The following is a 20,363-nucleotide window of genomic DNA, read 5'->3' on the forward strand; positions in this document are numbered from 1 at the left end:
GTCAGTTTCCCTGAACTTGTTTAATCTGACTCATTAAGATCATTTTTTTCTTCAAACCCTTACTAATATATCTTGAAAAGTAGTAAATGGAAGGAAGGAGGCCCAGCTTTTCAATGGAATAGAGCACCTTCCACAGGTCAGCAGCATTTCCCATAAAAGAGGTGCTTTGAGAGCCGAGACGATACCTGTAGTTGGAAAGAGCCTTGTTAATACCATAAGCTTTAAACCCTTGCTTCAAAATTGCCAAATGGAACACATAGTCCTCAGCTTTCACCAGATCCAATTTCAAAAGCGGAATGGAAACCTGCATGGTGTCAACCATTATAGTTATGATAGAGAACTGGGGGTTACCTAAAAGTTGACGATATGAGATTTCGGGTGCAAATGGCACATTGCTTTTACCCATAAATTCCCCAGCTTCAGTAATTCTCTGAAACATAGTGAATGATATTGCATGCTTACTTTTTAGCATAAAAGCCAGCTGAATCTCAATCTTGTCTGACTCATAGGTATCATCTGAATCCAGGAAACACAGAAATTTACCTGTGGACTCCTGGATTCCTCTATTTCTAGCTGCCAGGGCACCGGCATTATTCTCCTGTCTAATCGCCTTTATTCTAGGATCCTTATCCGCAGCGCGTTGGCAGATCTCAAAGGAGTTATCTGTCGATTGGTCGTCAACCAACATAAGTTCCCAATTCTTATAGCTCTGATTAGTCACAGAATCTATACAAGCTTGTATAAAGTCTTGGGTATTGTAAACAGGAACAACTACAGAAACGAGGGGTAAGGTAATATCCTTCATTTGCTAAAAATTTTTGGATGCATAGTCTTTGACTAAAGTAGCAAATCTTCCGCTCCAATATTCCAATGAATTGGACATAAACTGATCGTGAAGATTTTGACTTATCGTTTGATAGACTTTTGGATTATGCAGTAAAAAAACAACTGCTGCAGCAAGTAATTCCGGCTTTCCGGGAGGAACGAAGAGGCAAGTTTCACCCTCTTGAAGTTCTTTAGCTATTCCCCCAACTTTTGTAGAAACAATGGGCATTGCGAAAGCTCTAGCCTCGTTGATAATCTTAGGTAAGCCTTCACTATAGGAAGAAATCATCATGATATCGTGAGATCTATAGAGTTCAAATAAGCTTTCTCCAAAAGCTTGGTATCCTGCAAACCTCACACAATGAGCTAATTCCAACTGATCTACAAAAGCCCTAAGCTCTTCTTCTATTCCTCCTTCACCAACTATAGTCAAGGAAACCTGAACACTTTGATTAATTAATTGGATGGCTTTTACTAGATCAAACAAGCCCTTCTCGGGCTCTAGTCTGCCAACAAAAAGGAGTTTTACATCGTTGTTGAATTCTTTTCTAGCGGGGAGCTGTAGTTTCTCAGAAACAATTGAATCACTGACATAAAAATTATTGGGAAAGAGAGGCTTGAAATGATTATACATCTCATCACCCACCGAAACAATCAGGGCATTTTTATGATATCTTTTTGCATATGCATAAAGAAATTGGGTGAATTTTTTACCTACGAAGCGATTAATACCTGAATATCTAACATGGATTAATGCTTCCAAATTTTGCCGGACAAAGAGGACAACTGGCTTTTTCCTACCCACTAGCAGTAACACCAAAAAACTTATAGGATGAGGCCATGTAAGCCAAAAAACATCATAATAAGAAACAGCTGATTTCAATAATTCCTTTGATCTACTCAATAGACCAGGTTTTTTGAAAAATTGGGAAACACTGGAATAGAAAGGAAATACAAGGATTTGATTTTCCTGATCTGTAAAAAAGTAATGTCCTTTTTCCGGTGCCTCAATACATCTGGAGCCCAGTTGAAACTGCTCAAAATAGGTTTCGCAGGTAGCCTTAATAAATAATATATGAGAATCATCTGCATATATTTTTCCTTTATTCTTCTTTAAAATAAAGTCGTTATAGGCAAAAATTTTCAATGGATAAATTAGCTTTAAAGAATTGGTAACAATTATGACAATGGAATTAGATGCTAAAATTCCTTTCGCAAAAAGACGGTGCTGAACTAGCTTTATTGATAATTTACGGGATAGAAATTAAAATAGGAGATTAAAGTTGTCCAGGCACTTTTTGTTCTAAATCCAGAGGTTCGTACTTAAATTTATTAACAGGTTTTACATTTACCTTTCTTCGCTCCTTTTTATTCTTTTTGGAAATAGAAGCAATATTGACACATGAGATCCCCATCAATAAAGGTGTGATGTAGGTACGAGTGGCGGAATGGAAGGTAGCCAGAAAGCCCATTAAAAACAGCGCGATCAAAATCCCCTTACTGATTGACTCTGGGGCATAGCCTTTATTTAAAAAGAAAACCAAAATAAATAAAAAGAAAATTATCAAGCCCAGGGCTCCATGTTCTGCAATTAATCGAGACAGTTCGACATGGGGCGCATATCCTTTGTATTCATCACGAAGATAGGCAGAAGCTCCAACTCCAACTCCTAGCAAGGTGTGATCTAGAAACAGGTCAACATCCTCCATAAAAATATCAGAACGGTTGGTGGTTATTTTATTAAGGTTTTTTTCAGCTGATCCAGCAAGAGTACCCTGGGTCTCACCCATATATCGAAGTAATAGCATCCCACCAGTGATTAAGTTTGCTGCAAACATCACTATAAAAAGAAGGATACCGACTGGGACAATGTATTTCTTAAAATTAGGAATCCTAAGTGCACTTCGCTCCTTGAAACTCAGTTTAGTCAAATAAAACATCACGACAAAAACACCGAAAAACCCTCCAATCATCCCACCCCGCGAAAACGTCAGGAGTCCTTGAATTGTAAATAGACCTAGCGTAATTCCATCTAGCCATTTAAAGCCTGAAATCCTATAGTTCAGCAGTACAGCCAGTGAAAACACAAAAACACCCAAGCCCAAAATTGTAGATACTTGATTAGACCCAAACCCTCCTGCAGTGGCGAAATTAGCACCGAGTGTAAACTCTACCTCATCAAGGTTTGGGGTACGAATGATGGTAAAAACCAAGGCCGAGACTATGGGATAAACTAGTGGTTTGGACCAATTGATCAAGGTTTTTAGATTCAAATTCAGTGTTGAAAAAAACCAGATTGCGACCCCAATATTTAAAAGTCCCAAAATGTTAAATTTGATATCATTAAAGCTGACTTGATTACTTTCATCAAATAGGACTGCCGGAATGGAGAGAATGAGGATCACTAACCCGATCATCCCTTTAGCTGTATAATTTCGGCTAAGGACAATTCCTAAGGGGCAAAGAAAAAGTAAAATATATTTCCCTAGTTCATAGGGTATAAAGGGATCCGATCCTGCTAACCTTCCCAGCCCTTCAAATGATGCAAAATAAATTATAATCTCTGCAATCAAACGAGCCCTATATGTAGCATTGACATTAAAAAGATTAATAAAACTATACCCTAGAAAGACATAAAAATAAATGATCATCGGGAATGCTGAGATGGTAGCAGATGCACCCAGCAGTACATGGACAATAAACCAAAAAAAGGACTTGTTCTGCTGCTTTAATGAATTGAAAAATATAAACATCTTAGCTCAGGCCTTTTAATAATTTAGTGTAGTTCTCCAAGAAATTCATATTGCCAAATTTACTTGAGACATGCTCGGCAAACAACTCTGCTTTACGATTTGCTTCAGATATATTATTGGCAACATAAATCATATTATCCAGCAGGTCAATTCTATTGCCCTTCTCAACTAGATAGCCGTATTTACCTTGTTCCAATAACGCGTCGCATTGACCGACAGCCGTGCATACAATAGGCACTTTAGCCAATCCCAGCTCCAGAAGTGAGACCGGTAAGCCTTCCACATCAGAACATAGGACAGCAAATTTGGCTTCTTGCATGTAGGGAGATAACTTAAGCTGTGTCCCTTCAATGTGTATTCTATTTCCCAAACTATTAATTTGAATCAACTCTTTAATTTCTTTTAGGTAAACCGGATTATCCGTTGCACCAACCAGTTTCAGCTTGAATGAGGGATGTGATTTTACAAATTCGGCAAATGTATTGATAAGCAAGTGGTGGTTTTTGGGTGGCTTTAAGTTAGCCAGACACAATACCACATCAGAAGGATCATGTCTGAAGATAGCTTCTGGAAGATCTGGAAAATTCTCTATATATGCGACGGAAGAAATTTTAGGGATTTCATTTTCTATCCAGGTTTTCAGCTCTTCATTTACAGTAATGACTGCATCAATAGAGCCATCTATAAACTTAATTTTATTTCCAAAACGTTGGTCATTTCCCGACAACCCACCATAATGAGCATGCCAAACCAACTTGCTTGAAGGAAGAAACTTTTTGAGTAAGACAGCCCAGAAAACAGAAGAGTCATGAACATGAATGTGGGTAGGGTTAAATCGACGTGACAGTTCAACCAGAGATTTAAAAGCTCTTAAATCAAAAAAAGATTTTTTGTTCAGGCAAAAAAAAATGTCTTTGTCGATTAAAAAATCATTCATTGGGCCGCTAGATCTGCTCGCAATCAGCAGAGTTGGGATATTTTGTTTGGTGAACAAGTTGGCTATATTCACCGCCATCCTTTCTGCACCTCCGACAGCCATAGAATCTATTAATTGCAGAACTCTCATTTCAGCTCTTCGATTTCAGTCTGAAATGATTCCAAGGTGTACTTTCTAGCCCAGCTGATGGCATCGGCCCTCATACGCTCAAGTTCCTTGATATCTGCAAGTAATGTCTTCAATTTCTCAAAGATCTCCTGTGGATCTTTGCTCACCAACACTCCTCGTTCCCGTTTTTCCCCAACCATTTGTGGCACACAACTAACTCTGGAAGTAAAGGGGATGCATCCCCAGAACATTGCTTCAGCAACAGCCTTAGGCCAGCCTTCCGTTTCAGAAACAAAAATGAGAAAGTGAGATTGTTTTAGGATGGATTTTACAGTTTCTGCGTTTACATTGCCTTTAAACACTACGTAGTCCTGCAATCCTAAAGCTCGGGATTGAGCTTCCAATTCTGCTCTCATCACCCCATCCCCACAATACACAAACTCAAAATTAAGACCTTCCTTTTTCATCAATTGGGAAAGCTTTAAACCAATTTCCGGATTTTTCCCATCATAAAGTGCTCCAATAAAAACTAGACGGATTTTGTCTGATAAGGAAGGTTTATTCACTGGTTCTTTCTCATTTTCCCTATAGCTGGCAGTGAAAAAAGGTAATACATTAGTTGTACTATCAGGCCATTTGCCATAGACTAATACCTTGGCATTCTTAGTCAGAAAAGTAGAATTTGCAATGAATCGTTGAATTTTATAGGTCCTTGGTTGCTTGGATTGCCCATCCCAATTGCCAGCATACTTGATAGTTTTAGGTTTTTGGGGAAACAAAACCTGAATAAACATGGCCAAAAGGCCCATGTTTCCGGGAATACGAATATGAATATGTTTGGCATCCTTCATAGCGCGATAGATTTCCCTTATAATACCAGGAAGATCTTTTAGGGCCTGTATGATTGCCTGTTTACTCTGTACATGGTATGCAGGAACCTCTGAGAAGGTAAATGCTGGATGTACATAAGGCATATCTATTTTATCAGGAATTAAGCTTTGGCTCATTGGAGCAATCACTTTTACAGATTGTTCCTTTTCTATCCATAGATTCATCTCACGGACATAAGGTCCGTAGGCATAATACTCTCCGTTTGCTTTACTATGCTGGACACAGGTAATGATTAAAAAATCAGTCATTTATCACTGAATTGTAAAATGCGAGATTTCTATCTAAAACCATGGAAACATTAAACATGGCGTGTGCTTTCTTAAATGCCTTCTTACCGATTTCTTTAAATTGGTCTTTTGCTTCTAAAGCCTGGATAATTGAATGCTCTATGCTTGAAACATCCAATGGGTTGCATAAAAAGCCATCTACCCCGTCTGTGATTGTTTCAGGGCCAGGCCCTTTATCTGTAAACACGACTACTTTTCCCATTGACATTGCTTCAGGCGCTACTAGTCCTTGAGTCTCCATAAAAGAAGGAAAAACGCAAATGGAAGCTGCCCCATATATTTTGGGGATTTGATCATGACTAACTGGTGGATGAATTTTTATTTGACTTTTCAGACTTTCAGGGATCCTTGATAGGATATAGTCCGTGTATGAATTTCCATTCGGAAAAAACCATTCTTTTCCATAGATATCCAAGGTGGTTTGGGGAAATTTTCTGGATATGTTCGGCATGGCATCCACCAGATTACCAACTCCTTTTTTCTCACAGATCGTCCCAGCAAAAACCAATGAAAAATCCTTTGCTTCGGGATACTCTTCCTTATAGGCAAAACGATTTTGGTCAATCATATACCTGATAGTTTCCAAGGGTTTACCTTGATAAGAGAGGTATTTTGCTGTATGTACTCTTACATAGTCAGAAACAGCGATAAAGGCATCCGCTTTTTTGAAAGACTTTTTCTCCTGATACCCCTTCCATTGATTAATAGGTCGGTTTTCAGATTCAGAGAAAAAATGATGTCCACCATGTAATCTGATTATATACTTCACCTTTGGCAGCTTCTTTATGAATGCCAATCCTAACTCGGATCCTTCTACAATATCAAGAGGGTGAGATTCATTGATTTCCTGGAGGTATTCATTCAATTTTCTTGCAATAATCCACCAATTAAGGCCAGGGGTAGATGGCTTGGCAAAACGAATAACTCTTAAATTACTTTGAGTATCGTCCTCAGTTACATCAGAATCGTTAGCTCCCAGGATGGTTACTCTATGTCCTGCCGCAGTGAGAGCTTGACTAAATGTATATAAAAAGACCCCGACTCCACCAGGATTAAGTCCAGCTTTTGGGTATTCATGAGAAAGAAAACAAATATGCATTTTTTACTTGTGCGTAGTTATTAGGTAATCAACTATTCGACTTGAGGCAGTAGATCCTTGATCCTGGAAGACAATTCTATCTCTCCATAGTAATCTATCCTTTGCTATTTCCATTGGACAGTCGATTGCTCTTCTTATGGTAGGCAGAATATCATCCGCAGAACGTATCCAGCCTACAGCATCCAAATCTTCGAATGTTCGAAAATGTTGAAACTGATAGACTCTTTTAATGGACCAGGGATGATCCGGCATTACCTCATAGTTTACATAAACTCCAGGCTTATTAAATTGGGCAAAGTCAAGTGCCATAGTGGAACCTACGTTTACTACGGTATCACTGTGATATGCTAAATTGACTAAGACTGCAATATCCTCTGGATAAGGAAAAAACTTACTCCAAAGCTCCCCTTTTCTCCACTTCGGCACAAGAGTTTTTATGAAGGGAAACTTCTTTAAAACTGATTGGTATCGTTCAAATCCTTCGACGGGTACTGGTCTAAAAAGCACTTCAATATCCGATTCGTTTTGTAAAGCTTTTCCTAAATCACTGAGGTAAATAGGATCATGAGGAGAGGTCAATGAATCATCGCCAGAAAAGCATATCCATCTTTTTTGAGGGTCAAGACCATTTTCAATTGCAAATTCCTCTCTGGATTTAATCAGCTTCTCATTTGAATAAAAATCAAACTGAGGAGTTCCTACTATCTTTATATTCTTTTTTTCAATGTCTGGAAAATACTTCAGCAACTCCTCCTCCATATATTCTGACCAAACCATGTAATCGCTTGCCCTCATAGGCAGCCGACCTTTGGGAAGATTATCCCAAGAAAAAATTGCGGCTACGGTTCTTATTCCTAAATCCTGAGCCGCAAGCATTGCTACGCCTGCATTTGGTTCGCGTTGATGCGTGCAAAATAAAATATCAGGATTAATTTTCTTTAGGTCGGCTTTATACTTTCTGTATGCAGCTGATTTTCTATGCTGATGTTGAATAATCGCATCGACCTTTGATATTTTATCCAAAGTCGTGAAGGTACCTCCTACTATTTCAGCAAGGTAATTGGAGAGTTTTCCCTTTAAATTCTTTTTCGGCAGCCAGTTATCTAGAATAGTAGGATTGCTTTCAAGATTAGCGTTTACTTTTAATCGGGCATATCCAACACAATCCCTTAAGAATCTTGGTAAAGGGTCTTCCTTATAAAAGTTGAAGGTGTGATTTTCAAAGTTTACTTGGGGATTTATACGTTCTGCTTCCTTCATGACTGCAGGATCCAAGGAATGCCATACAGCAACTTCGAATTTGGATTCACGGAGTAAAGGTATAATATCAGAATATAAATAATTCCTGATACCAATTCCATCAGGAATCAATAAACAGACTTTCATTTGTCGTTTTGGGAAATTAATGTTTTAGAATTTTTGATAAAATGGGGTGAAGTGAACTATGCTCGTGAAGGTCAACAAAAAAGAGTGGTTTTAACTTTTCAAGTTCTTCATCAGATTTATCCCACCATTTCAGATTAAGCAATTCTTGAATGAGTTCCTCTGAAAAACGTTTTCGAATTGGCTTTGCAGGATTTCCTGCTACAATAGTGTAAGGTTCCACATCTTTAGTCACGACCGAACCTGCAGCTAGAATTGCCCCATCCCCCACAGATACACCTGCCAAAACAATTACACCATGACCTACCCAAATATCATTGCCAAGTATAATGGGCTTCTCAGTCTTAAGTGATTTTAGTTCTCCATTATAAAGGTGGTTATTAATGTAGGTTGTCAGGTAGCTCATTGGGTGGTTCGTGGGATGGAATGCGACATCTCTTCCTAACTGACAGTACTTACCAATAATCACTTTGCCACCAAAATAATTATTAGTACCTAAGGTAGTCCTAAAGCCAATTTCTGTAGCATCTGAAAACGCACAGTATTCAGGGACAATAGTACTTCCTTCAAACTTCACGTGATGTGCTCCTGTTGCCCAAAATGAAACTAGCACCTTGTTTTTATAAGTCAGGTAGGGTTTAACCCAAAATTGAATTTTCTGAATTAATCTACTTTTAAAACTCATATTTTAATACGGCTCATTGACACCCAGATGGCTAAAAAACTGTCTTCTGAACTTATGGAATAAAAGGCGGCTTAGAAACTTACCTATTTTATATTGACTCTTTGAAAATGATATAGGGTCTGGAATTTCTAAGGGAGTAGTTATGGAGGTATCGATTAGGGTTTCCTGTAATTTTTCTTCCATCCAAGGATGAGGGCTGTTACCCATGTGATAGGCAAAATTCCCCAGCGTAGCTAACCTCAAAAAGCCAGACATATCATTAGGATCATCCAAATAATCTTCCTCACTATTATTTTGAACCCTAAATTTGCAAACCTTAGTAGGTGCAGCCTCGAAAACCTGCTTTCTAAACGTAGCAACAAAATGACCACAACCAACTACCGCTTCTGCAACTCCGTTTGAAACGACTAGGTATTTCTCTAAATGAATTTTCTGATACAAATTAGACCCTACACTCTTTTGGAAATTAATCAGGCCTTCTGGATCTTTTACCTTTTGAAATTTAATCTTCCCTTTAAAAAGTCCATAGTATAGAGTAGAAGCAGTACTAAAGAGAAATCCTTTGCTACTAGGAACTGGGGAAACCATGCCCGCTTCAGGAAAATCTACAAAAACTGTCTCGACTTCTTTTTGCCAATTCGGAAGAAACATGACATCTGCATCAGAAATTGTCAATAGGGGTTCTAGGTTACTTTTCACAATGGAATAAATCGCATTAATCTTTCCTAGATTTTCTTTTGTGTAAAAAATTTGATCGATGATTGGGTACTTTTTCTGGTAATCATAAATCATGTCTGAAATTTCCTGACAACATCCATTGATTACGATTGAAATTCTGGTTTTTGAGTGGACAGTATTAACTAGAGATTCAATGCAATATTTAAAAATCGTTTGAGAATCCTTGAAATATGCCTCTTCCAAATTCGGAATATAAACAGACAATATCACTCTGTGTGTAGAGTCTATCTCTATCGTAAAATTGGTCTTTGAGGGATTACTACCTACTCTCATATTGTATTTTCCTCTAAAATTAGATCTGCAATTTTTCTAGAAATTGCTTCATTGGAACAATTTTTCAAATACTTCTTGCGAAGGCGGTGTTTCTCCGCACTAATGTCCTCTGTAGATAATTCTCCAATTTCAGTCAACACTGAGCTCAGCGTGTTTGATTTTCCTGTGATAAATTTAGTGTTATCCAATCTACCCGGCATAGCACCCACTGAAGAGGATATAATGAGTTTACCGGCCGCCATCGCTTCTACCCCTGTCATAGGCCCAGTTTCTTCTGAGGAGTTGATAATTAATGCATCAAACTCCTGAAACATTTTATCCATCTCATCCGCTGGGAAAAAGCCACGTAACTCTACGTTATCTAACTTATTAGTTTCGATTAATTGACTATAGGAAGATTCAAGTTCTCCTTTACCGAATAGCAAAAGCTTAAGATCTGGGAATTCAATAAATGTTTCAATTACTTGTTCTACTTGTTTCACCTCCATAAACAGCCCTATCATCGCAAATATCTTGCATTGTGGCCTGATAGGTATTGAAAGTAATTTCTTTTCCTGAATTGCAGTTTGATCTATAAAGTGGAAAGGAAGAGAAGGTTTAAACTCCTTAAGTAGATTTTTATCATGAAAAATATAAGCTCTATTAAATCCATCTAGCTTAGCGCCATCTCTCAATAGGGACTCAAAGCTTCTCAATAACCCTGTGTAACGGATGAAAACAGGAACATTTAATGGTAATTCAAATATGGACCTTTCTAAAGAGGTATCAGTGATAAATAGGATGACGCAATCAAAGTCGCTAACAAATCTACTCCAAACGTTAGTGGTAAAAATAGCGTCTCTTTTAGTTTTGAGGATGGAAGAACCCCAAATTCTCAGTAACGTTTTTTTGATAAAACTATTTCGGAAAAGCCTCTTTCCAAAAACAAGATGAGCAGACTCCCAAACTGGAATATTTCCAAAAAAAGGACCTGAATTAAATCTGGTAAAAACTTCAACATGGGCTCCATGATCTTCCAAAGACCTCGCCCAAACTTTCATTTCTTCTAATCTTCCACCTACAGCATCCTTATTCAAAGGCCCCACAAGAAGGACTTTCTTATTAGGCATTAGAATTCTTGCAATTGTACCATTCTTCTGAAATTAGAGTCAGAAGAAAATAGCTGTTCAAAATCTCCGGAAGCTTTGATATTACCTTGATCTACCAAATAAATCATATCTACGTTTTTGATAGTACTCAATCTATGTGCTATTAGGATAATGGTATACTTTCCTTGAAGAGAATTAATATTTTCTTGAATAATTTTTTCTGAATCTGAGTCCAAGGCAGAGGTAGCTTCATCAAAGACAATTATTTCAACTTCTTTGAACAATTCCCTAGCTATAGAAATACGTTGTTTTTGGCCACCAGAGGCTTTGACTCCATTGTCTCCGAGAACCATTTCTTCCTGTCCTTTTAGTCCAATTACAAATTCCGTAAGGTTAGCCATGTCGATAGCTTTCCAAAAACGGTCTAAATTTCCCTTTGTTTTAGGAGACCAAAAAGTAACATTATTAAAAACAGAATCATTGAATATCACTGGTTCTTGGGTGATATATCCTACTTTGGATCGGAGTTCCAATATGTTGATGTTGGTCCTTTCCATACCATTAACATAGATTTTTCCTTGATTGGGATTAAATAAACCTACAATCAAATTCACCAATGTTGTTTTCCCACTTCCACTTGGTCCTACAAAGGCAATCGTTTGGTTTTTCTTGATTTTCAGATCTACATCTTCCAAAATTTGATGCCCATCCTTAAAGCCAAAGCCTATTTTTTCAAGAGAAATATGTTCCAAGGACCCAAAGGCTTGTTGACCATCGTTGATTTCAACTCCTTCTTCAAACATTTGAATAATTTCAGTTGATGAAACAATTCCACCAAATTGTGAAATAAATGTTTGCCAGCTGGACTGAACGCTAATTACGTAATTCAATGCTCTATAGAAGAACATTAAGCTTAAAAGAATACTAGACAATGCACCACCGAGCAAGCTCACTTGAATCAGTATTACAAGAACCACTATTATCAAAATAATAGGCTCCCTTAATCCATTCAAAAGTGAATTATAAAACCCAATCCGCTTCTGAAGATTTTCGATCTCAACTATCTGCTGTGTGAGCTTTTTCTTATAATTATTAAAGTAAGATGTAGCCTTTAAGTATTTAAAATGTTGAACTGCTTGAATTAAAAAAGACTGGAAAACATGTCCTTTACTTGAAATATTGATAGACGCTATTTCAGTTTTTCTGAAAAGCATTTTAAAAAAAACATTTGAAATAAACCCTCCTATACTTACTAATATGGCGAATTGCCAATTCGACACAAAGGCCAACCCCATATACACAACTAATAAAACTGCATATTGAAGGGTATTGAAGTAACTTATAAATGAGGCAGTTACTTTATAAACTTCAGCGGATAAAGTGTTTTGAATTCTACCTGCATCCATTCCCACAAAATTCTGATAACTAACTTCCTCCATGCCATTAAGCATTTGAAACCTTAGCTTTTTAACAAAGAAGATCTGTAGAGAAACTTTATAGTAACTATCAAAAAACTTAAAAATCCCCTTTACTAAAAACAGGATCGTCATGAATATCAGAATATTTCCAACATTCAAGTTGAATCCGATTGAATTCATAAAATCAAGAAGGAAGTCCAGCTCTCCTAACTCAGGTTTAGTTCCTTGAGAAGAATCGTCTACGGCTACTTGAAATAGAGGAATGAATAGGGCAAGTCCAAAACCGTCCAATAATCCTACTAAGAGACTCAGCAGGACTAGGACAAAAATTTTGTGTTTGAGATAGGAAAAGAAGAAAAAGAAATACTTGAAGTTTTTCTCAATAATTCCTTTTAGAAACATAAATTTTGAATAAAAAAAGGGTTTGAAATTCAAACCACTTTTTGTTAGATAAGGTATTTATTTTTTGTCGTCGTCGTAGTACCCATAGCCATAGCCATAAGAATAACCATATCCGTAAGCCACCTTTTTAGAATCAACTACACCGTTAAACACTCCAAATATGTTTTTAATGCCTTTATTTGTCTTTAAGCCATTTACTGCATCAATAAATGTTCTCTGACTATAATTTTGTCTAAAAACAAATAAGCTGCAATCCACCAACGTGAGTAGATCCAAGGTTTCACTAACCAAACCAACAGGTGGTGTATCAAGTACGACTACATCATAGATACCTTTTAAGGATTTAAGCAACTGTTCAAACCTTGCATCAAAAAGTAATTCCGCGGGATTAGGGGGGGTAGGACCAGCCACTATGACGTCAAGGTTGGCATATTTTGTTTTAGAAATTATTTTTTCATAATCCATTTCTTGACCACTAAGGAAGGTGGATAAACCTTTATCGTTTGTTAAATCAAAATTTGCAAAGATTTTGGGCTTCCTCATATCACATCCAACCAGAACTGTCTTTTTACCTGTAAGACTATAAGCCGAAGCAAGATTCATGGCACAAAAGGTCTTTCCTTCGCCCGAGATAGTAGAAGTAACCAAAAAGGTAATTTGTTTATCCTTCGGTAGAATGAATTTCAAATTTGCCCGTAATGATCGGAAAGATTCAGAGATACCAGACTTTTTATGATCAAAAACCACAAGATTACTATCGCTTTTTTTATTCTGGAGAATAGTACCAAGCAAAGGGATTTTAAGTTTGTTTTCGAGATATTGGACATCCTCAATTTTTGTTCTAAAAAGCTCCCTAACGACTACAAAAGTAACCGGAAGAAATAATCCAATTAGAAATGCGATCAAGTAATTTTTAAGTGGAGTAGGGCTGATTTGGAAGCCACCTTTTGCAGGTTCCACAATTTTATTGTTAGCCTCATTTGAAGCTTTGGAAATTGCCGCTTCAGCCCTTCTTTCCATTAAATAATTGTAAATATTCTCACTTAAGGAAAACTCTCGCTGAATTCTAATAAGGTTTTGCTCTGTCTTAGGAAGGTTTGTAAAAGACTTTTCAATCTCAGTGATCCTACTTCTCAAATCCTGGATAAGCAATATAGAATTACGGTCTATATTTGTTAGGTTCTCACGAATGGAACGATTAAGATCTGCTATTTTCCGATTGGTTTCTATTACTGCTGGGGCAGCTTCAGTCTGGCTGGCTAGCATCCTTGATTTATCCGCTTGCAATTGGAGTAGATTTTCGATCAAACCATTAAGTAAGGGATCTTCTATTCCCAATCCAGAGGGAACAATTACATCTTGATAACTTTCGTTTGCAAGGTAATCCTTAAGACTTTGATAATAGGTTCTTTTAAATTCTTCCTGAGCTAATTGAGTTTGATACTCCATCATTTGATCATACACAGAAGAACTCTCAGAACTCAGGTTATAAATTTTATTAGACGATCTAAAATCTTCCAATTGATTCTCAAAATAGCGCAAAGAATCTGCAACGCCTGCAACTTGTGAATCAATAAAGTTCACTGTTTTACTTGCGGATTGATTTTTTTGATCCAGCTCCATTTGAAGGAATATCTTCATCAACGTATTGAGATATACCTCACCCTTTTGCAAGTTTGAACTAGTAACCGACACCAACATGATAGAGGCTCCCCTCTCAACCGGCTCAATATTCAAGGAACTAGAATATCTATTGGCCAAAGAATTAAGGTCCCTCAACTTGATTAAAATACTCCCCGATTTATCTGACGAAACTTTTAAAACTTTTATATCCAACTCATTATTAGTGAGTTGATCATTAAATTTTGACTTTATGGGTTCTGGCTTCAACTCAAAGGGCACCCTACTTCCATCTGGAAGCAACTTATTATATCCTTCATCCACAAAGGATAGAGTGTAATCAGTTTCATTTTCCCATTCAATTTTCAGATACCCGTCAATTGTTTGTGGACTTTTCCAATTGACCTCCACTATTACTGGTGTGCTTTGATATATTTCGGTATCTACAAAAGTTCCCTCTTTAAAATACTCAACTTGAAAGTCAAGTTCCCTAAGCACTTCGAGGGCTACTGGCCTTGATTTCAAGATAATGGTTTCATTTTGGAGCCCCATACTGGAGCTTTCAATGATGGATGGTGAACCAAAAAATGCAAGAGGGTTTTCCTTTTCTTTAATGAAAAACATAGACTCTACCTTGAATAGAGGTTCGGAGGTCTTAGTGTATAGAAAACCAAGTGCCAAGCACATTAAAACAGAAATCAAGATAATTAACCATCTCTGTTTTAGCTTATTAAAAATAGCATTCAGCTCAAAGCCTGAATCTTCGACTACAAAGTCATTCTCGTTACTTTCAAAATTCATATATAGTGGAAATTATCTGACAATAGTCAAAATAAGGGCGATAGTAGATACTGTTGAGGTAATTAAGGCTAATGTCTGTATGAAATTAGTTCCGGCACCTAGCTCTCTAACTTTTAAAGGCTCAGCATACAAGACATCATTCGTTTTTAAAAAGTAAAATTCTGAAGCAAGCAGGTTTCTATCATTAAGGTTAATTTTGTGAATTTGACTTCCATCTGGATATTGGCGGAGTAACACAATTTCATCACGTTTTGCAATGGTAGTCAAATCACCTGCTGCCGCCAATGCTTCAAAAATTGTAACTCTACTTTGTAACACGGTTTGCTTCCCAGGGGCATTAAATTCACCTAAGGCACTAAATCTGATACCTCCTAGTCGTATTCTGACGAAAAACCCATCATCTGGAACATAAACTTGAACTTTCTCTTCAATTAAAGCTTTAGCCTCCTCAGTAGTAAGTCCAATAAGTTTTATTTCTCCTAACAAAGGGACTTCAACCATTCCTTCTTCATCCAATGTGTAGCCGTTCATAAAGAAAATATCCCCACCGTTAGGCCCCATATTCATATTGGTATTTGCCTGATCCCCAGAAATAATACTAAAAATCTCATTAAGTTCAGGGCTGGTAGTTTTAATATTTATTTCAACTATATCAAAGCTTTGAAATCTATACTTCTCTTCATTATAGCCATACCTTTCGCTTGAATAAACGTTAGGATTGCTATTCTCCAATTCCTGCATGTAAACAATCTTTTTATTGGATACACAAGAAGAAAATATGAAAATTAATAGAAAAAATTGAAGGATTCTCAATGAATTCATGAATATGCTTGGTTTAAATTTCGGCTAAATTAGTATAAATTTTGATCTAAAAATTTTTGATGAATTATAATCTTGCATCAACTAGGCTCTTATCCAAGAATCCTTTCACATCAAAGACAACTCTTGTATTTGATTTCTCTATTGCTAGGTTTGCAAATTTCTTATGTGAAACTGCCAAAATAACCGCAGAAAATTGCGTTAAGTCAGGAGCGTCATTTCCCGCTATAATATCAATTCCATATTCATCCTTCACTTCAGCGGGATTAGCCCATGGATCATACACGTCCACATCCATATCGAAAGATTTCAGCTCTTTGTAAATATCTATCACACGGGTGTTGCGGACATCTGGGCAATCCTCTTTGAAAGTAAAACCGAGGATAAGCACCTTAGAATCTATTACTTTCAAATCCTTTCGCATCATTAGTTTGATCACTTCAGTTGCTACGTGCTTACCCATGCTATCATTGAGTCTGCGTCCTGCCAAAATGATTTCAGGGTGATAGCCCATTTCCTGAGCCTTTTGTGCCAAATAAAATGGATCAACACCGATACAATGTCCTCCAACTAACCCAGGCTTGAATTTCAAGAAATTCCACTTGGTCCCCGCTGCTTCCAGCACCTCATTGGTATCTATTCCAAGTAAGTTGAAAATTTTAGAGAGCTCATTTACAAAAGCAATGTTTATATCCCGCTGAGAATTCTCAATGACCTTCGCAGCTTCTGCTACTTTTATTGAAGAGGCTTTGTGGGTTCCGGCTGTTATTACGGTACGATACAATTGATCTACAAATTCAGCGATTTCAGGAGTGGAACCAGAGGTGACTTTTAAGATTTTTGCAACGGTATGCTCCTTGTCACCAGGGTTGATACGCTCTGGTGAGTAGCCTGCAAAGAAGTCCTCGTTATATTTTAGTCCAGATACTTTTTCCAAGATAGGCACACATTCATCTTCGGTGACTCCTGGATAAACTGTGGATTCGTAGATGACCACATCTCCTTTTTTTAAGTAGCGTCCAATATTCTCGGAGGCCTTTAACATAGGAGTGAGAACAGGACGATTATGCTTATCAGTAGGTGTAGGTACTGTTACAATAAAAACGGTGCAATCTGCTAGTTTCTGAGATTCATTTGTAGGAAGCAAACCAACAATACCTGCTTCAGAGAACTCATTTACCAATACTTCTTTCAGTAAATCGTCTTCTACTTCAAGGGTATTATCTTTTCCGGCATTTAACTCCCCTACCCTTTTTGTGTCGATGTCAAAACCCACTGTTGGGTATTTTTTGGCAAACTCAACAGCAAGTGGCAGGCCTACATATCCTAAGCCTATCACAGCAATTTTCACATCCTTCAAATCTTTATTCATTGTCGCTTTTTTTCCTGAGAAACCATCCAAGTGTGATTCCTTGATAGAATATTCAAATTTTGGACAGCTTCGCCCTTTCAGTCCCAGAACTTAGCCTTATTCAAAGGATATGCGCTAACCCTTTAAAAACTTATGAATTCAGCTATAAAAAAACTCTTTACTTAGTCCCTAACCTTCATTCTCAAGTCAAATGAGTACCAAAGTTACTCATTAGAAACTTGATGCAAAACTAACAGAATTAGAGGGATTTCAAACAGCAAGTTATTTAGTTTGACCGATTCTATAGATCAAATTAAAACTACCGTAAAATGACAAAGGATTATATCCTGAGGGGTAATCTCCGGTACTTATCCCTTCGTTTTCCCATTGGTAATTGTAGCTCTTTATAAACTGAGCTTTTCCACGAAGTATCAGGTTATCCCACTTCTGATCCCATAGAAGTCCTAAGCTCAGATCAATCCAGGATTCCTTTTCTGGATTTCTAAAAAATGCTCTTGAATGAAAATCCTGATTATTTTCTAGTCTTTCGATTAGAATTCCTCTTTTATTGAAGCCAGAAACATGTGATACTTCTAAGGTCTGAACGTTGGAACCTACCCCAGAGCCTACTCCAAGCGTTTCGCCATAATTGACAAATCCTCTCGCCAGCCCATGCGTATGCCAAGTTTGATTGCCGATTAGTCCCGGATATCGGATATACCTATTTACCGATTCTTGCTGGTGAGTCATTTCGCTGCGAACCTGTATGAATGTGTTTTGAGGGCCAATAGGAAACAACTTTTGGAAGCCAACTAAATAGGCTCTTGCATGTTCGGGGTTCAATATGAATTCACGCCAGTTTAAAGCATGATCACGTCGACCGTACTCTCCATATAGTTCGAAGTTTCCTTTCGGAACAAGAAGTCTAAAAAACAATGACACCTGCTGATCCAGTCCATTGCTATCATAGATTACTGAATTCCCATTTGAAAAAAACTGCTCTTTTTGAAATCCCTCAAAAATCGGGAACCAATCAACAAATCTGTTGCCTTTGTACTTGCTGTATTGCTGAAAAGTTCTGTTTAATCCTACAAATAGATGTGGAATAAATGAAGGGCTATACGTCAAATTGAAACCATTTAAATAGCGCCAGTCGCCATCAAACTTTCTGAAACGAGCGTCATTTTGACTTGGGATTTGACTTGGGGCTAGGCCACTATTTTCAAGTCTTCCCATGATAATTTGCCCCTCGAAGTTCCCCAGAAAAGTCTTTAGAGGCCTTCTGGTAGCAAGACTCAAATGTGGAAATCCCTGAGCATTATCACTAAAAACCAAAGAATTAAACTGCCCAGGTCCCCACCAAATATTCTGGGTAGAAACGCCTAATGCTATAGGGCCAGCTACAATATTTACACTTGACTGACCCCACCAAAACTTAGAAATAGCTGCTGGCCCAAATCGCTCAGGGTTATCACCATTGTTCCAATAGAAAAATCTAGCACTGATCTCTCTGGAAGTAAAATCCTCGCCAAATCCTTGATAGGGCTTGTTCTGAGCGAATAAATATTCAGGCTGGAATTGCACTTCTAGCAGGTGAAACCTGGCGTAGAATCCTGTGCTTAAAGTGGTTTGAATCCCCACATTCGGAACCATCAGTTTGTTTCCCCAGCCGTATGGTCTTTTCGTGTTCACCTCTGTACCAAAAAGTATAGGAAGCATACTGAATTGTACATTCTTCTTTTTTGGGACCTTAGTGCCGGCTAGGAAATGTATCACTTCCCTGACAGCAGGGGTGGAATCTCTTGGAGAAAAAGAATAAGGTCTTAATTGAAAAGAATAGGCAGAATCAAATTGTTCAAGAAGCTGCTTCCTTCTCAAGAACTCTTCTAAAACAGGTGTATCAGCATTAAGAATTTGACTAAAAGCTGCTTGGGAAACCAGACTTAGAAAAACAAGAAGCAGGTAGCTACTCCAAAATTTCAATTGTCTATAGTATGAGTTTGATTTAATAGCCTGAATCATTTTCTGCCGGGTTTTTTACCCATAAATACACTAAATGACTCTATGGCTTCGACCCATCTTAGGTTTTGTCTAATTCCAAAGAATTTCAATTTTTCAGCTATACTCACATCAGGAAGACTAAAAATCTCGACAATATCTTTCCATTGAATTCTAAATTTGCCAAGAAGTTTCGCTGTAATTAGAAGCTTGCTTTGATCTTTTGGCAGGCGTCCGCCAAAGCGAATGGCACGAACACGTAGCTCCTTCCAACTCGATCTAGCAGGGTGGCCTATTTTTAATTCGGGGCTATATTGAATTTTAAATCCAGCATCAACAGCACGGTTACAAAACTCAGAATCACCTCCAGTAAAAAGGTTCGCATTAAACCCTCCAACACGTGCTACAACTTCCTTCCTGACAAGAAGATTTGCAGTTACCCCGAAATTATATTTGGAGACATACATAGCGTTGGGAAAAGCAAAAGCCTTTTCAAGGCGGACATATTTGTTATCCAAATGAGAAAAAAGCTCAATTGAGCCTGCAAAAAGATCAGCAACTCCTTCCTCGAGAAGTCTGCTCGCCTGATAAATCCAGTCATGCGCAGGGATGCAATCCGAGTCAGTAAATAGATAAGCATCACCAGAGGCCTGAGAAAGTCCTTTATTTCTTGCTGAATAGGATCCTGGGATAGTTTGCTTCAAGTATTTAATTGGAAAGGAATACGTTTCTGAAGGAATGTACTCATCTGAAGGATCGTTATTCACCACCAGTACTTCAAAGGAGCAAGTTGAACTTAATTGTGTATTCAAGGCATTAAGACATAGCTTTAAACGGGTCCAGTCCTTGAAAACAGGAATAATTACTGATATTGAATTTGAAGTCAA

General features: G+C 37.6%; 16 protein-coding genes. All 16 read right to left on the reverse strand.

All coding sequences use genetic code 11. From position 1 onward, the window contains the following. Position 1: 1 nt before the first annotated feature. Positions 2 to 805: a glycosyltransferase family 2 protein gene (locus tag ACPUEN_RS07695; RefSeq protein WP_425639509.1), complete on the reverse strand. Its 804-nt coding sequence runs from the start codon at positions 803 to 805 to the stop codon at positions 2 to 4. Positions 806 to 808: 3 nt separating this feature from the next. Further along, complete coding sequence (locus tag ACPUEN_RS07700; RefSeq protein WP_425639510.1) at positions 809 to 1,972, reverse strand: glycosyltransferase family 4 protein; 1,164 nt, start codon at positions 1,970 to 1,972, stop codon at positions 809 to 811. Positions 1,973 to 2,102: 130 nt separating this feature from the next. Then, positions 2,103 to 3,578: an O-antigen ligase family protein gene (locus ACPUEN_RS07705; protein WP_425639511.1), complete on the reverse strand. Its 1,476-nt coding sequence runs from the start codon at positions 3,576 to 3,578 to the stop codon at positions 2,103 to 2,105. 1 nt (position 3,579) lies between these two features. Next, positions 3,580 to 4,644 carry a glycosyltransferase gene (locus tag ACPUEN_RS07710; protein WP_425639512.1) on the reverse strand — a complete coding sequence of 355 codons (1,065 nt, stop codon included), beginning with the start codon at positions 4,642 to 4,644 and terminating at the stop codon, positions 3,580 to 3,582. After that, entirely contained in the window at positions 4,641 to 5,762 is a 1,122-nt protein-coding gene (locus ACPUEN_RS07715) for a glycosyltransferase family 4 protein (RefSeq protein ID WP_425639513.1), read from the reverse strand. Before ACPUEN_RS07715 ends, ACPUEN_RS07710 begins: the two co-directional genes overlap by 4 nt. After that, a complete protein-coding gene (locus tag ACPUEN_RS07720) occupies positions 5,755 to 6,900 on the reverse strand; it encodes a glycosyltransferase family 4 protein (RefSeq protein ID WP_425639514.1) in 1,146 nt (381 codons plus the stop codon). Before ACPUEN_RS07720 ends, ACPUEN_RS07715 begins: the two co-directional genes overlap by 8 nt. Before the next feature lie 3 nt (positions 6,901 to 6,903). Continuing rightward, positions 6,904 to 8,286, reverse strand: a complete 1,383-nt coding sequence (locus ACPUEN_RS07725) for a hypothetical protein (RefSeq protein ID WP_425639515.1) — start codon at positions 8,284 to 8,286, stop codon at positions 6,904 to 6,906. 16 nt (positions 8,287 to 8,302) lie between these two features. Continuing rightward, entirely contained in the window at positions 8,303 to 8,968 is a 666-nt protein-coding gene (locus ACPUEN_RS07730; RefSeq protein WP_425639516.1) for a CatB-related O-acetyltransferase, read from the reverse strand. A 3-nt stretch (positions 8,969 to 8,971) separates the two neighbouring features. After that, positions 8,972 to 9,979 (reverse strand): glycosyltransferase family A protein, encoded by a 1,008-nt coding sequence (locus ACPUEN_RS07735; protein WP_425639517.1) that lies wholly within the window; start codon positions 9,977 to 9,979, stop codon positions 8,972 to 8,974. Beyond that, the gene (locus ACPUEN_RS07740) at positions 9,976 to 11,088 is read right to left on the reverse strand and encodes a glycosyltransferase family 4 protein (RefSeq protein ID WP_425639518.1); all 1,113 of its coding nucleotides are present in this window, start codon (positions 11,086 to 11,088) and stop codon (positions 9,976 to 9,978) included. The genes ACPUEN_RS07735 and ACPUEN_RS07740 overlap by 4 nt, the downstream gene beginning before the upstream one ends. Then, positions 11,088 to 12,887 (reverse strand): ABC transporter ATP-binding protein, encoded by a 1,800-nt coding sequence (locus ACPUEN_RS07745; RefSeq protein WP_425639519.1) that lies wholly within the window; start codon positions 12,885 to 12,887, stop codon positions 11,088 to 11,090. The genes ACPUEN_RS07740 and ACPUEN_RS07745 overlap by 1 nt, the downstream gene beginning before the upstream one ends. A gap of 57 nt (positions 12,888 to 12,944) precedes the next feature. After that, entirely contained in the window at positions 12,945 to 15,308 is a 2,364-nt protein-coding gene (locus tag ACPUEN_RS07750; RefSeq protein WP_425639520.1) for a GumC family protein, read from the reverse strand. A gap of 12 nt (positions 15,309 to 15,320) precedes the next feature. Next, on the reverse strand, positions 15,321 to 16,130 hold the full coding sequence (locus ACPUEN_RS07755) for a polysaccharide biosynthesis/export family protein (RefSeq protein ID WP_425639521.1): 810 nt from the start codon (positions 16,128 to 16,130) through the stop codon (positions 15,321 to 15,323). 64 nt (positions 16,131 to 16,194) lie between these two features. Next, entirely contained in the window at positions 16,195 to 17,499 is a 1,305-nt protein-coding gene (locus tag ACPUEN_RS07760) for a nucleotide sugar dehydrogenase (protein WP_425639522.1), read from the reverse strand. Positions 17,500 to 17,760: 261 nt separating this feature from the next. Next, positions 17,761 to 19,500: a capsule assembly Wzi family protein gene (locus ACPUEN_RS07765; RefSeq protein WP_425639523.1), complete on the reverse strand. Its 1,740-nt coding sequence runs from the start codon at positions 19,498 to 19,500 to the stop codon at positions 17,761 to 17,763. After that, positions 19,497 to 20,363 carry a glycosyltransferase family 2 protein gene (locus ACPUEN_RS07770; protein ID WP_425639524.1) on the reverse strand — a complete coding sequence of 289 codons (867 nt, stop codon included), beginning with the start codon at positions 20,361 to 20,363 and terminating at the stop codon, positions 19,497 to 19,499. Before ACPUEN_RS07770 ends, ACPUEN_RS07765 begins: the two co-directional genes overlap by 4 nt.

Origin of the sequence: Algoriphagus yeomjeoni, assembly GCF_049821175.1 — a bacterium.
In the GTDB taxonomy this organism is placed as follows: domain Bacteria; phylum Bacteroidota; class Bacteroidia; order Cytophagales; family Cyclobacteriaceae; genus Algoriphagus; species Algoriphagus yeomjeoni_A.

Coding starts and splice junctions, on each gene's coding strand:
- ACPUEN_RS07730 (WP_425639516.1), bottom strand. CDS start 8,968: ATGAGTTTTAAAAGTAGATTAATTCAGAAAATTCAATTTTGGGTTAAA.
- ACPUEN_RS07735 (WP_425639517.1), bottom strand. CDS start 9,979: ATGAGAGTAGGTAGTAATCCCTCAAAGACCAATTTTACGATAGAGATA.
- ACPUEN_RS07750 (WP_425639520.1), bottom strand. CDS start 15,308: ATGAATTTTGAAAGTAACGAGAATGACTTTGTAGTCGAAGATTCAGGC.
- ACPUEN_RS07745 (WP_425639519.1), bottom strand. CDS start 12,887: ATGTTTCTAAAAGGAATTATTGAGAAAAACTTCAAGTATTTCTTTTTC.
- ACPUEN_RS07755 (WP_425639521.1), bottom strand. CDS start 16,130: ATGAATTCATTGAGAATCCTTCAATTTTTTCTATTAATTTTCATATTT.
- ACPUEN_RS07740 (WP_425639518.1), bottom strand. CDS start 11,088: ATGCCTAATAAGAAAGTCCTTCTTGTGGGGCCTTTGAATAAGGATGCT.
- ACPUEN_RS07710 (WP_425639512.1), bottom strand. CDS start 4,644: ATGAGAGTTCTGCAATTAATAGATTCTATGGCTGTCGGAGGTGCAGAA.
- ACPUEN_RS07720 (WP_425639514.1), bottom strand. CDS start 6,900: ATGCATATTTGTTTTCTTTCTCATGAATACCCAAAAGCTGGACTTAAT.
- ACPUEN_RS07715 (WP_425639513.1), bottom strand. CDS start 5,762: ATGACTGATTTTTTAATCATTACCTGTGTCCAGCATAGTAAAGCAAAC.
- ACPUEN_RS07765 (WP_425639523.1), bottom strand. CDS start 19,500: ATGATTCAGGCTATTAAATCAAACTCATACTATAGACAATTGAAATTT.
- ACPUEN_RS07695 (WP_425639509.1), bottom strand. CDS start 805: ATGAAGGATATTACCTTACCCCTCGTTTCTGTAGTTGTTCCTGTTTAC.
- ACPUEN_RS07760 (WP_425639522.1), bottom strand. CDS start 17,499: ATGAATAAAGATTTGAAGGATGTGAAAATTGCTGTGATAGGCTTAGGA.
- ACPUEN_RS07725 (WP_425639515.1), bottom strand. CDS start 8,286: ATGAAAGTCTGTTTATTGATTCCTGATGGAATTGGTATCAGGAATTAT.
- ACPUEN_RS07705 (WP_425639511.1), bottom strand. CDS start 3,578: ATGTTTATATTTTTCAATTCATTAAAGCAGCAGAACAAGTCCTTTTTT.